The 12058-nt window shown below is 64.6% G+C and carries 16 protein-coding genes and 1 other RNA gene; 7 read left to right on the forward strand and 10 right to left on the reverse strand.

Annotation, left to right across the window (positions count from 1 at the left end):
- The first annotated feature begins 198 nt into the window (after positions 1-198).
- Positions 199-945: a substrate-binding periplasmic protein gene (locus ACVRRC_RS04025; protein WP_017244169.1), complete on the forward strand. Its 747-nt coding sequence runs from the start codon at positions 199-201 to the stop codon at positions 943-945.
- A 3-nt stretch (positions 946-948) separates the two neighbouring features.
- On the opposite strand, the gene ACVRRC_RS04030 is transcribed toward ACVRRC_RS04025, so the two are convergent.
- The 4 genes from ACVRRC_RS04030 to gpmI form a co-directional block, all read right to left on the reverse strand.
- On the reverse strand, positions 949-1746 hold the full coding sequence (locus tag ACVRRC_RS04030; RefSeq protein ID WP_068506099.1) for a divergent polysaccharide deacetylase family protein: 798 nt from the start codon (positions 1744-1746) through the stop codon (positions 949-951).
- Positions 1743-3065 carry a S41 family peptidase gene (locus ACVRRC_RS04035; RefSeq protein ID WP_019406016.1) on the reverse strand — a complete coding sequence of 441 codons (1323 nt, stop codon included), beginning with the start codon at positions 3063-3065 and terminating at the stop codon, positions 1743-1745. The genes ACVRRC_RS04030 and ACVRRC_RS04035 overlap by 4 nt, the downstream gene beginning before the upstream one ends.
- A gap of 71 nt (positions 3066-3136) precedes the next feature.
- Positions 3137-4399: a murein hydrolase activator EnvC family protein gene (locus ACVRRC_RS04040; protein WP_013984423.1), complete on the reverse strand. Its 1263-nt coding sequence runs from the start codon at positions 4397-4399 to the stop codon at positions 3137-3139.
- A 116-nt stretch (positions 4400-4515) separates the two neighbouring features.
- Entirely contained in the window at positions 4516-6063 is a 1548-nt protein-coding gene (gpmI, locus tag ACVRRC_RS04045) for a 2,3-bisphosphoglycerate-independent phosphoglycerate mutase (protein WP_017244167.1), read from the reverse strand.
- Between the two features lie 140 nt (positions 6064-6203).
- Between gpmI and ACVRRC_RS04050 the strand changes: the two genes are divergently transcribed.
- From ACVRRC_RS04050 to secB, 3 genes are all read left to right on the forward strand, one after another.
- On the forward strand, positions 6204-6617 hold the full coding sequence (locus ACVRRC_RS04050) for a rhodanese-like domain-containing protein (RefSeq protein WP_011915082.1): 414 nt from the start codon (positions 6204-6206) through the stop codon (positions 6615-6617).
- Positions 6618-6619: 2 nt separating this feature from the next.
- Positions 6620-6874: a glutaredoxin 3 gene (gene grxC, locus ACVRRC_RS04055; protein ID WP_011915081.1), complete on the forward strand. Its 255-nt coding sequence runs from the start codon at positions 6620-6622 to the stop codon at positions 6872-6874.
- Positions 6875-6938: 64 nt separating this feature from the next.
- Positions 6939-7433: a protein-export chaperone SecB gene (secB, locus tag ACVRRC_RS04060; RefSeq protein WP_011915080.1), complete on the forward strand. Its 495-nt coding sequence runs from the start codon at positions 6939-6941 to the stop codon at positions 7431-7433.
- A 57-nt stretch (positions 7434-7490) separates the two neighbouring features.
- Here secB and ACVRRC_RS04065 read toward each other — a convergent pair whose 3' ends face one another.
- Entirely contained in the window at positions 7491-8471 is a 981-nt protein-coding gene (locus ACVRRC_RS04065) for an NADPH:quinone oxidoreductase family protein (RefSeq protein ID WP_048330216.1), read from the reverse strand.
- A 230-nt stretch (positions 8472-8701) separates the two neighbouring features.
- On the opposite strand from ACVRRC_RS04065, the gene ACVRRC_RS04070 reads away from it, so the two are divergent.
- The gene (locus ACVRRC_RS04070) at positions 8702-9088 is read left to right on the forward strand and encodes a flagellar basal body-associated protein FliL (protein WP_014598073.1); all 387 of its coding nucleotides are present in this window, start codon (positions 8702-8704) and stop codon (positions 9086-9088) included.
- A gap of 1 nt (position 9089) precedes the next feature.
- On the opposite strand, the gene ACVRRC_RS04075 is transcribed toward ACVRRC_RS04070, so the two are convergent.
- Positions 9090-9539, reverse strand: coding sequence for an EVE domain-containing protein (locus ACVRRC_RS04075; RefSeq protein ID WP_472996651.1), 450 nt, complete (start codon positions 9537-9539; stop codon positions 9090-9092).
- 197 nt (positions 9540-9736) lie between these two features.
- On the opposite strand from ACVRRC_RS04075, the gene ACVRRC_RS04080 reads away from it, so the two are divergent.
- On the forward strand, positions 9737-9889 hold the full coding sequence (locus ACVRRC_RS04080) for a hypothetical protein (protein ID WP_011915077.1): 153 nt from the start codon (positions 9737-9739) through the stop codon (positions 9887-9889).
- A gap of 25 nt (positions 9890-9914) precedes the next feature.
- On the opposite strand, the gene ACVRRC_RS04085 is transcribed toward ACVRRC_RS04080, so the two are convergent.
- The 4 genes from ACVRRC_RS04085 to ACVRRC_RS04100 all read right to left on the reverse strand — a co-directional run bounded on the left by ACVRRC_RS04085 (position 9915) and on the right by ACVRRC_RS04100 (position 11364).
- Positions 9915-10520 carry a 5-formyltetrahydrofolate cyclo-ligase gene (locus tag ACVRRC_RS04085; RefSeq protein ID WP_014598071.1) on the reverse strand — a complete coding sequence of 202 codons (606 nt, stop codon included), beginning with the start codon at positions 10518-10520 and terminating at the stop codon, positions 9915-9917.
- 6 nt (positions 10521-10526) lie between these two features.
- Positions 10527-10705: non-coding RNA, 6S RNA (gene ssrS / locus ACVRRC_RS04090), on the reverse strand.
- Between the two features lie 138 nt (positions 10706-10843).
- A complete protein-coding gene (locus ACVRRC_RS04095; RefSeq protein ID WP_013984417.1) occupies positions 10844-11158 on the reverse strand; it encodes a cell division protein ZapA in 315 nt (104 codons plus the stop codon).
- On the reverse strand, positions 11155-11364 hold the full coding sequence (locus ACVRRC_RS04100; protein WP_011915075.1) for a TIGR02449 family protein: 210 nt from the start codon (positions 11362-11364) through the stop codon (positions 11155-11157). The genes ACVRRC_RS04095 and ACVRRC_RS04100 overlap by 4 nt, the downstream gene beginning before the upstream one ends.
- A 130-nt stretch (positions 11365-11494) precedes the next feature.
- Here ACVRRC_RS04100 and ACVRRC_RS04105 point away from each other — a divergent pair, with 130 nt between their 5' ends.
- On the forward strand, positions 11495-12049 hold the full coding sequence (locus ACVRRC_RS04105) for a YecA/YgfB family protein (protein WP_017244161.1): 555 nt from the start codon (positions 11495-11497) through the stop codon (positions 12047-12049).
- The last annotated feature ends 9 nt before the right edge of the window (positions 12050-12058 follow it).

A 12058-nucleotide genomic window follows, 5' to 3' on the forward strand; every position in this document is an offset into this window, starting at 1 on the left:
TCAGGCTGGTGATGGCGGCGCGCCAGCAGGGTGCGCCGCACACGCCTCTCGCGCCGTTCTGGCGCACCCATCGTGTCCTTGTCAGCCACCGCCCGAGTACCGCGGCGGTGCTGCTGCGCTGGTTCGCATCTTGCTTTCGACCGCTTCGGCCATGATCCGCGGAGGGGCGGATCGGGAATCAGAACCAGGGAGCGAGCCATGCTTAAACGAATCCTAGCCGCCATCGTGCTGCTGCTCTGCAGTCATGCCCATGCCGAGCTGCCCGACGACTATCGCGTCGTGCTGCTGACCGAGAACTTTCCACCTTTCAACATGGCCGAGGACAACAAGAACTACGCGGCCGATGCAAAGATCCATGGCATCAACGCCGACATCGTTCGCGAGATGTTCCGCCGGGCGAACATCCGCTACGAGCTCAGCCTGCGCTTTCCCTGGGATCGCATCTACAAGCAGGTGCTCGAACAGCCCGATCAGGGGCTGTTTTCCACCACCTTCACTGCCGAGCGCGAGCCGCAGTTCAAGTGGGTCGGGCCCCTGGCGAGCATCAGCTGGGTGCTGCTGGCGCCAGCGGACAGCTCTTTGCAACTGACCGGGTTGGAACAGGCACGCAGCCTGCGCATCGGTGCATACAAGAACGACGCGGTGAGCCAGCATCTGGAGCGCCTGGGGCTGGCGCCGATCAATTCGCTGCGCGACCAGGAGAACATCGGCAAGCTGCTCAAGGGCCAGATCGATGTCTGGGCCACTGCCGATCCGGTCGGCCCCTATCTGGCCAAGCAGGAAGGTGTGACCGGGCTGAAGCCGGTGCTGCGTTTCAATGAGGCGCGATTGTTTCTTGCGCTCAATCGGGCGACGCCGGACGAGGTGGTCGAGCGCTTGCAGCGGGCGCTCGATGCTATGCGTGCCGATGGCACTGTGGACGGCATGCTGCGTCGCTACCTCTGATTTTCAGCGGTAGATACCGCCGCGACCGTGGGCGGCCATGGCGCGATTGCCGCGCGTGGCGATCATTTGGCCAACGTCCACCCACTCGATGCCCTGCGCAGGCAGACGCGGCAGTTCCCGCTCCAGGAGCGCCAGCGTGCTCTCGTGGGGGTGGCCGATGATCACCACCGAACCCTGCTTGCGCGCAAGCGCGATCGCGGCCTGGAACCGCTCGGCCACCGCAGCGGGGGATGGATCGTCATCGAGAAAGATATCCCGCGACAGGCTCGCCAGCGCGGTGCGCTGCGCGCTGGCAGCGGCCACGGTGCGAGGGCTGGTGCGGCTGTCGAGGAAAAACAGATGACGACGCTGCAGCTCGCCCATCAACCAGGTCATGGCTTGCGGCTGCTCGGTCATGGCGCTGCCCATGTGATTGTTCAGCCCGCGCACGTGGGGCACGGCGGCCAGCGCAGCGTCAAGGCGGCGTGCCAGCTCGTCGTGGGGTAGTTGCGGATGCCAGGCGAAGCGGCCACCGGCGGGCGCCATCGGCATGTGCAGCATTACCGTCTTGCCGGCGCGATGGGCCTGTTCGGCCAATTCCGCGGCGTGGCGCGTATCGGGCAGGATGGCCAATGCGACCGGCCCGGGCAGCTGCAGCACGCGGCGGTCGCGTGCGGGGTTCTGGCCGAGGTCGTCGATGATCAGGGTCAGACTGGGCCGCGCGGCGACGCGCCGGTCTGCATCGGCTTCGTCTGCAAACCCTGGCTGCCCGGCCAGCGCCAGGAGCAGCGCCAGGCCGGCCGTCCAGCGCGGCACGCTCATTGGCCGCGGGTGAGGTTCAATCCCTTGAGCAGGTTCAGCGCCTGACCGAGCTGGTAGTCATCGTCCTGCGGCCGATCCGAGTCGCTGGCGATCTGCGTGCTGGTTGGCCGATCCGGGCCGCCGTTGCCATTGCCCAGATGCCCGGCCAGATCCGCTTCGCGGAAGCCTTCGGCAGCCTGTTCGCGGGTCAGCTTGGCACGTTCGACGACGATATCCGGCTCGATGCCCTGGGCCTGGATCGAGCGGCCCTTGGGCGTGTAGTAGAGCGCCGTGGTGAGCTTGAGCGCGCGATCGTTGTTCAGCGGCAGCACGGTCTGCACCGAGCCCTTGCCGAAGCTGTCGGTGCCCATGACCACCGCCCGCTTGTGATCCTGCAGGGCGCCGGCCACGATCTCCGAGGCCGAGGCGCTACCGCCATTGATCAGCACGACCAGCGGCACCCCTTCGCTGGCATCGGCCGTATCGGCGTTGAAGCGCAGCTCGGAATTGGCGATGCGGCCCTTGGTGTAGACGATCAGGCCCTTGGTGAGGAAGTGATCGGAAATCTCCACTGCGGCCTGCAGCACGCCGCCGGGGTTGTTGCGCAGGTCCAGCACCAGGCCGTTGAGCTTCTTGCCGCCATTGTCCTTCTTCAGCTTGGCCAGCGCCTTGCCGACCTCCTCGCCGGAGTTGACCTGGAACTGGGTGACACGCAGGTATCCGTAACCGGGCTCCAGCAGCTGGCTCTTGACGCTGCGCACCTTGATCACCGCACGGGTCAGCTTGACGTCGAACGGCTGGCCGCCTTCGCGTACCAGCGTCAGGCTGATGGAGCTGCCGGGTTTGCCGCGCATCTTGGCGATGGCGTCCATCATCGACAGACCCTTGGTCGGCTGCCCGTCGATCTTGACGATCAGGTCGCCGGCTTCGATGCCGGCCTTGGATGCCGGCGTATCGTCGATCGGCGACACCACCTTGATGAAGCCGTCCTCCATGCCGACCTCGATGCCCAGCCCGCCGAATTCGCCGCTGGTGCTTTCCTGCAGCTCGGCAAAGGCTTCTGGCTCGAGATAGGCCGAGTGCGGATCGAGGTTGCTGAGCATGCCCTTGATGGCGTTTTCCAGCAGGGTCTTGTCATCCACCGGCTCGACATAGGCCGCCTTGATGCGGTCCAGGACCTCGGCGAAGGTGCGCAGCTCGTCCAGCGGCAGCGGCGCCTTGGAACTTGGTACTGCAGCCGCTTCCGCCGGAGGCTGCTGGGCCCAGGCACCGCCTTGCATGCCTAGCAGGATGGCCAGGGCGAGCGTGGAAGGGCGGGCGAAACGGCGCAGGTGCAACATGTCGAACTCCAGTAATGAGAGGGCACGCCAGGTGGACCGGGTGGCTCGGCGGGGCCGAATGCCGCCCTCGGTCAGCCTTGCGCGCGGCACCATTGGGCAGGGTCGCTGGGGCGACCGTGCTGACGAATGGCGAAATACAGTGCGGCGGTTTCCTGGCCGCCGCTGGTGCCTACCGTGGCAATCGGGTCGCCGGCCTTGACGATGTCGCCGGCGTCCCGCAGCAGGCTCTGGTTGTGTCCGTAAAGGCTCAGGTAACCGTTGCCGTGATCGAGGATCACCAGCAGGCCGGCACCGCGCAACCAGTCGGCGAACACCACCCGGCCGCCATGCACGGCACGGACCTGGGTGCCGGCATTGGCGCCGATCAGTACGCCGTCCCACTTGGTTCGAGCATCGCCGCCGCGTGGAGTGCCGTAGCGGGCGACGAGACGTCCGTCCACCGGCCAGGGCAGTTTACCTTTGGCCTGGGCGAACGGCCCGCCAAAGCTGCCACCGGCGCTGGATACCAGCGGGCCACTCGGCGCGGAGCTGCCGCTGGGCCTGGCTTGTTGTTGCTGCTGCTGACGCTGGCGTTCGGCAAGCAGTTCGCGCTGACGAGCCTCCTCGGCCTCGCGTGCCTGACGGGCCAGCGTCTCTTCGATGGTCTTGAGCACCCGCTCGAACTGCGCCTGTTCCTGGCGGCGAGCCTGCAGCCGCTGCTCTCGGCTGGACAGGTCGCTGTTCAGCTTGGCCAGTGCCTGCTGGCGCTCCTTGCGCACTTCGGCCAGCTGATCGCGGCGCTCCAGCAGGCCGTCCTTCTTCTCGGCGAGCAGGTTCTGCTGCGCTTCGATGTCGGCCTCGACGTTGGCCAGCTGGCGCAGTGTCTCGTTGAAGCTGTCGAGCTGCTCGAGGCGGGCCTTGTTGAGATAGTCGTAATAGGTGAGGGTGCGACTGAATTTTTCCGGGTTCTGCTGATTGAGCAGCAGCTTGAGGTATTCCTGGCGACCGTTCTGATAGGCGGCGCGGGCCTGCAGGCCGATCAGGCGCTGCTGTTCCAGGCGAGCACCTTCGAGGGTGGTCTTCTCCTCGTTCAGGCGCTCCAGCTCGGCCTCGCTGCGGTCGATTTCCTGCTGCAGGGTGTCGACCTGCTTTTCCAGCTGGCCCATCTCGCTTTCGGTGGTCTGCAGCTGTTTCTGGACGCCGGATTTCTCCTGCTCGATCTGCTTGAGCAGCTTTTGCAGTTCGGCGATGTCCTGGCGGGCGGCTTCGATCTGCTGGCGCGCGGCGGCGCGCTCGTCCGCCACGGCCGGGCCGAGCAGGCAGAGAAAGGCGAGAGCGAGGAATGTACGAGGCATGGAGGGCTGTCAACCGAGGGTTATGACCGGCGTAGTATGCCTAAAAAGCGGACGGGAAGCTTGAGGCCCGTCGCGGGAAGCGAAGGCGTGCGCCCCCGGCTTCCCGCCGGCACCCGTCAGTTGAGTTCTACGATGGAGCGGCCGGTCATCTCCTGCGGAACCGGCATGCCCAGCAGGGTCAGCATGGTCGGCGCGACGTCGGCCAGTACGCCGCCTTCGCGGATCGAGACGTTGCGCTTGCCGATATAGATGAAGGGCACCGGCTCGCAGGTATGCGCGGTATGCGCCTGCCCGGTCATGGCGTCTTCCATCTGCTCGACGTTGCCGTGGTCGGCGGTCAGCAGGGCTTCGCCGCCGACCTTGTCCAGCGCCTCGACGATGCGACCGACGCAGCTGTCCAGGCACTCCACCGCCTTGACCGCCGCTTCGAACACGCCGGTATGGCCGACCATGTCGCCGTTGGCGTAGTTGACGACGATGACGTCGTAGCGCTGGTTCTCGATGGCCTCGACGATGCGGTCGGTGACCTCCGGCGCGCTCATTTCCGGCTTGAGGTCATAGGTGGCAACCTGCGGCGAAGGAATCAGGATGCGCTCCTCGCCGGGGAAGGGTTCCTCGCGGCCGCCGGAGAAGAAGAAGGTGACGTGGGCGTACTTCTCGGTTTCGGCGATGCGCAGCTGGGTCTTGCCGTTGTTGGCCAGATACTCGCCGAGCACGTTGGTCAGCGCTTCCGGGGCGAAGGCGGCGGGCGCGGGAATGCTCGCGGCGTACTGGGTGAGCATGACGAACTCGGCCAGTTGCGGCACTCGGGCACGCTCGAATTCCTTGAAACCGGGTTCGACAAAGCAGCGGGTCAGCTCGCGGGCGCGGTCGGCGCGGAAGTTCATGAACACCACGGCGTCACCGTCTTCGACACGTACCGGCTCGCCGATGCCGGTGGCCTTGACGAACTCGTCGCTCTCGCCGCGCTCGTACGCGGCGATCAGGCCGTCCACCGCGTAGTCGGAGCGGTACTCGGCCTTGCCGTCGACGATCAGCTCGTAGGCCTGCTGCACGCGGTCCCAGCGGTTGTCGCGGTCCATGGCGAAGTAGCGGCCGATCAGGCTGGCGATACGGCCCTTGCCCAGGCGGGTGAAGGTGGCCTGGAGCAGTTCGATGGAGCTTTGCGCGCTCTTCGGCGGGGTGTCGCGGCCGTCGAGGAAGGCGTGCAGGTAGATCTTCTCGGCGCCGCGCTGGGCCGCCAGCTCGGCCATGGCGACCAGATGATCCTGGTGGCTGTGCACGCCACCGTCGGAAAGCAGGCCGAGGATGTGCACCGCCTTGCCGGCACCTACGGCCTTGTCGACCGCAGCGCAGATGGTCGGGTTGGCGAAGAATTCGCCGTCGCGGATCGCCTTGGTCACCCGGGTGAAGTCCTGATACACCACGCGCCCGGCACCCAGGTTCATGTGGCCGACCTCGGAGTTGCCCATCTGCCCGTCCGGCAGACCGACATCCATGCCGCTGCCGGAGATCAGTCCGTGTGGCTGAGTCGCCAGCAGACGATCGTAGACCGGCTTGCGCGCGGCATAGATGGCATTGAAATCCGGGCTGTCGCTGTGCCCGAAGCCATCGAGAATGATCAGTACCAGAGGTTTGGGCGCGGCGGTAGGGGCGACGGGCATGCTTTCGGGCTCCTTGCACGGGGGCGGAAAAGGGCGGCCAGTCTACTGGCTGGCCGTGGCGAGGTCACGAATCATCAGGGTTCAGCCACTCGGAGGGGCTGTGTATACTGGCCCGCATTTTATCGTCCGGGTACCCGTTGATGCTCGCTAACCTGATTGAATTTGTCTCTAACCACTATGTACTCAGCAGCCTGTTCGTGGCGCTGTTGATCCTTCTGTTCATCACCGAGACACGCAAGGGTGGCAAGAGCCTGAGCAATCGCGAACTGACGGCACTGGTCAACAGTGGCGAGGGCGTGGTGTTGGACGTGCGCGCCAAGAAGGAGTTCGACGCCGGCCATATCGTCGATGCATTGAACATTCCCTACGAGAAACTGGTCAGCCGCACAGGCGAGCTGGAAAAGCACAAGGCTAAGACCATCATCGTGGTCGACGCCATGGGGCAGCACGCCGGAACGGCCTGCCGTGAGCTGCAGAAGGCAGGCTTCACCGCCGCCAAGTTGTCGGGAGGGATTTCCAGCTGGCGCGGCGACAATCTGCCAGTGGTCAAGTAATCATGCCCAACGTCGTCATCTATACCACCGCCTGGTGCCCGTTCTGCATCCGCGCCAAGGCGCTGCTCGATCGCAAGGGTGTCGCCTACGAGGAAATTCCCGTGGATGGCAACCCGACCCTGCGCGCCGAGATGGCCAGCAAGGCCGGACGCACCTCGGTGCCGCAGATATGGATCGGCGACAAGCACGTCGGCGGCTGCGATGAGCTGCACGCTCTGGAGCGCGCCGGACGCCTCGACCCGTTGCTGCAGGCCTGAGGCCGGCACCGCGGGTCCGCGAACAATTCAAACGACACGCACAACTGGATAGAAGGTTGCAGAAATGACCGAACAAGCTAACAACGGCGGCGCAGCGTCGCAGAACGAACAGGGTGCGCAGTTCTCCCTGCAGCGCATCTACGTCCGCGACCTGTCCTTCGAAGCGCCGAAGAGCCCGGAAATTTTCCGTCAGGAATGGAATCCGAGTGTCGCGCTGGACCTGAACACCAAGCAGAAGCAGTTGGAAAGCGACTTCTACGAAGTGGTGCTGACCCTCTCGGTCACCGTCAAGACCGGTGAGGAAGTGGCCTTCATTGCCGAGGTGCAGCAGGCCGGCATTTTCCTGATCAAGGGCCTGGAAGCGGCTGCGATGAGCCACACGCTTGGTGCGTTCTGCCCGAACATCCTCTTCCCGTATGCCCGCGAAGCGCTGGACAGCCTGGTGACCCGCGGCTCCTTCCCGGCGCTGATGCTGGCTCCGGTGAACTTCGATGCGCTCTACGCCCAGGAAATGGCGCGCATGCAGAGCGCCGGCGAGGCACCCGCCACCGCCCATTGATCCGATCGGATCGTGCAGGAAGCGTCTGACGCTTCCTGCAGTCCCCTAGGTGCGTTCTTAGCGCACCTGCACCACCAGCTTGCCCACTGCCTTGCGCTGACCCAGCGTGGCGATGGCCTGGCCGGCTTCCTCCAGCGTGAAGCGTTGCGACACCAGCGGCTTGAGCTTGCCTTCGGCGTGCCAGGCGAACAGCTGGCGGAAATTCGCAGCGTTGTCCTGCGGCTGGCGTTGGGCGAAGGCGCCCCAGAACACGCCGATCAGTGCCGCACCCTTGAGCAGCGGCAGGTTGGCCGGTAGTGCCGGAATATCGCCGCCGGCGGCAAAGCCGACCACCAGCATGCGGCCGTTCCAGGCGATGCTGCGGAAGGCTTCCTCGAACAGCTTGCCGCCCACCGGGTCGTAGATCACATCCACGCCCTGACCGCCGGTAAGTTCCTTCAGGCGCTCCTTCAGGCTCACTTCGCTGTAGTTGATCAGCTCGTCGGCGCCGGCATTCTTCGCCACCTCCAGCTTCTCGGCGCTGGAGGCCGCGGCAATCACCCGGGCGCCCATGGCCTTGCCGATCTCCACGGCAGCCAGGCCGACACCACCGGAGGCGCCCAGTACCAGCAGGGTTTCACCGGGCTGCAGGTTGGCGCGCTGCTTGAGCGCGTGCATCGAGGTGCCGTAGGTCATGCTGAAGGCAGCAGCGGTGGCGAAGTCCATGCTCGGCGGAATCGGCAGCGCATTGCTGCCGGCCACCGCCACCTGCTCGGCGAAGCTGCCCCAGCCGGTCAGCGCCATGACCCGGTCGCCCACCTTCAGGTGACTGACCTTTTCGCCGACCGCAGCGACCACGCCGGCCGCCTCGCCGCCGGGCGAAAACGGAAACGGCGGCTTGAACTGGTATTTGCCCTCAATCATCAACGTGTCCGGGAAATTGACCCCGGCAGCATGCACGTCGAGCAGGATCTCGCTCGGTTTGATCTGAGGGGAGGGGGCATCTTCGACAACCAGGCTTTCGGGCGGGCCGAAGCTTTTGCACAGGACGGCTTTCATCGCTTTTCCTTGTTCGACTGGTCGGACGCTTGCCGTCCGACATGGGATGGCTCGACTGCTCAGGGCTTTCAGTCTAGGAGCGCTGCGTGGCGAGGCAATCAGCATCGTTCGCTGTAATGGCGCCGTATAAGTGGCAGGCGGTAGTGCAACGGCTTGGGCGTTGTGCTGTGACTGGTTATGCTGGCAGGGTTTCCTCTCTGGAGCCGCAGCGCGTGAGATACCTACTTTCGATGTTTTTCTGCCTGGCAGTTGCCGGAGCCGTTCAAGCCAATGAGTCGGCCGATGAGTCCGCTGCTCCACAGACCCTCTATTACGCGCTGACGCCGGCGATGGTAGGCAACTATGCCTCCGGCGAGCGGCTCAAGTACTTCAAGGCCGACGTGGCGCTGCGCATTTCCAGCAAGGAGGTGGAGGATCGGGTCAAGCACCACGAGCCGCTGATCCGCCATCAGCTGGTGATGCTGTTCTCCGAGCAGACCGACGAGACGCTGGGCAGTGTCGAGGCCAAGGAGCTCTTGCGTCAGGAGGCATTGAAACAGGTGCGCGAAGTGCTCGAGCAGGAAGAGGGCAAGCCTCTGGTCGACGATCTGCTGTTCAACAACCTGATCATCCAGTAGCTCAGCGCATCGCCAGGATCGCTTGCCACTCGGTGTCGCTTACCGGCATGACCGAGAGGCGGTTGCCTTTTTTCACCAGTGCCAGTTCCCGCAGCGCCGGGTTAGCTTTGAGCCGAGCCAGCGCGAGGGGAGTCGAGAAGGCTTCGACAAACTCGACGTCCACGGCACTCCAGGGGTTGGCTTCGCTGCTGGCCTTGCCATCGTGATAGGGGCTTTCGGGGGCCAGGGCGGTAGGGTCGGGGTAGGCGCTGCGGATGACCCGGCCGACTCCGGCGATGCCCGGTTCGGCGCAGCTGGAGTGATAGAAAAAGAAATGATCCCCCTCCTGCATCTGGCGCAGGAAGTTACGCGCCTGATAGTTGCGTACGCCATCCCAGCGTCCGTGGCCCAGTTTTTTCAGGTCGTGGATGGAAAACTCATCGGGTTCGGACTTCATTAACCAGTAAGGCATGAACCTTGCTCTCCGTTCGTTCGGTTCGATCAGACCATGATGGCAAAATCTCCGACAATCGGCTGCAATACGGATTTGCGCAGTGCCGAGGCTTCACGGAAAATGCCGCGGCTGTAAGGTGGCCTATCGAGTCCTAGAACGATAAATCACATCGACTCGACGCAAGCATTTCGCCTGGTAGGGGGAGGCGAACACACATGAAACGCAAGCCCGATATTCTCTGGATTCTGGTCTTCATCTTCGGCCTGGGCGTAGTCACCACCGGCTATACGCAGAGCCTGTGGGAGCGCAACGACGGCGCCGCGGGCATGGCCCCGGTGATCCAGGTGCAGCAGACCCAGCAACGCTGACCGAGCGCCGCATGGACGCGGCGTTTCAGCGCTCGACGTACCAGCCCCGGTCCGTCACCGTACCCAGCAGGGGTACATCCCAGCTCTCCAGCGGCAGTCGATCGACCCGCTGGCATTCATGGGCCAGGCCCAAAAGTGTCGGTTTGTGACTTTTTTTGCGCCTGGCGCGGTACGCGAGGCTGCGATCATAGAACCCGCCGCCCATGCCCAGCCGCCCGCCATTCCCATCGAAACCCACCAATGGCATCAACAGCAGGTCCAGCGCCCAGACGCGACGCTGTCGAGCGGTTCGAATCACGGGTTCGAAGATGCCGAAGCGGTTGCGCCGCAGTCGCTCGCCGGGCTCGATGCGCTGGAACACCATGCGCGTGCGCGGCCATGGGTTGAGTACCGGCAGATAGGTCGCCTTGCCCCGGCGTTGCGCGGCGCGCAGCAGCAGGCGTGGATCGATCTCGCCGTCGTTGGGCAGATACAGGGCGATATGCCGGGCGCGACGAAAGAGCGGGTGATGGCTGAGTTGCCGGTAGAGTCGGCGGGCGGCGTGGCGTTGCTGGGCGGGAGAGAGTTGGCGCCGGGTCTGGCGCAGCTTGCGACGCAGCACCGGGCGCGAGAGGCCTTCGGCTACGATCATCGGAAGTGGCTCCCCAGCATGCCGCTGCCAGCGTAGGCCCTTGAACCCGAGAGTTCAAGGTGGCGACTACAGAGTACCTTAAGGCTTTCCGTCAGGCGGACATGCACACCGGCACCACGTGTAGCCTCCATGGTGTTGCTTATCGGGAGAGGGTCATCGCCGACTGGCGAACATGCCAGGGAGTTGGCCGCAGTATACCTCAACAATCCGGCCTCTGGTCCCGGTTCATCGGGAACCCTGGCGCCGGGCCGGCGACAGGCGGAACGAGCGTCGCGCGAGCCCTGCCACTGCACAGGGCGCCACTCGGTCGGCGACACCGCCAATCAGTTGCCGGATGGGTTGGGGTCGGTGGCCAGGGCGCTGTCCACGCGCTCCAGCAGCATGCGTACATGCTCGCGTGCGCTGCTGGCTTCGGCATCCAGGCGGTCATGCTTGTGCAACAGCTCATGGGTGATGTTCAGCGCGGCCATGACGGCCACGCGATCGGCGCCGATGACTTTGCCGCTGCTGCGGATCTCGCGCATCTTGCGATCCAGGTAGCGGGCCGCGCCTTCCAGGTTGCTGCGTTCTTCCGGCGGACAGGCAATGCAGTATTCCTTGTCCATGATGTGCACGGTAACGGTGTTCGGCTGGGTCATGAGTCCTGCTCCAGGGCTTTCAGGCGCGAAATCATTGATTCGACCTTCAACCGGGCCATTTCGTTCTTTTCGATCAGATGAGCGCGCTCTTCGCGCCAGGCCCGCTCGTTGGCCAGCAGCAAGTGGTTCTGCGCCTTGAGTTGTTCGATGCGCTGAATCAGCTGCTCCAGCTTGGCGGTCAGCGCTTTCAGATCGGCGTCTTCCATGGGATTCCTGTTGGGGGCTCGGCTGAAGACGGAGGCGATGCCCGGGGGCTTCGATGGTCTTGCCGCGGCCGCCGGTGCTAGGATACGAAGCCTTCATTCTAGTCATTGCGCCACCGTGCGCCTAGCCGCCATGTCCATTCAGAACTCCCCTTATGCTGCTTTCGCCACGCTTCTGGCAGGCAGTCCACAAAGCGTATCGCCGGCCGAGCTGCACGGCCTGTTGCTCGGGCGCAGTTGCGCCGGTGCCGGTTTCGACGTCGAGCCCTGGTTGCTCGATGCCTCTGACCTGCTCGGCGAAGCGCCGCAGGACAACGTGCGTCAGGCGCTTATCGGCCTGCAGGAAATGGTCAAGGGCGAGCTCGCCGGTGACGACATCGCCATCGTGTTGCTGCTGCCCAGCGACGATGCGCCACTGGCCGAACGCGCCGTGGCCCTCGGCCAGTGGTGCCAGGGCTTTCTCGCCGGCTTCGGCCTGACCGCCGGTGACCGTGCGCTGAGCAGCGAAGCCATGGAAGTGCTGCAGGATCTCTCGGCCATCGCGCAGATCCAGGACTCGCTGGAAGAGTCCGAGGACGGCGAGACCGACTATATGGAAGTGATGGAATATCTGCGCGTAGCGCCGCTGCTGCTGTTCACCGAATGCGCCAAGCCGCTGCCCGCTGCCGCGAAACCTTCCCTGCATTGAGGACACCGT

The sequence above is a fragment of the Stutzerimonas sp. LR2 genome (assembly GCF_055755175.1).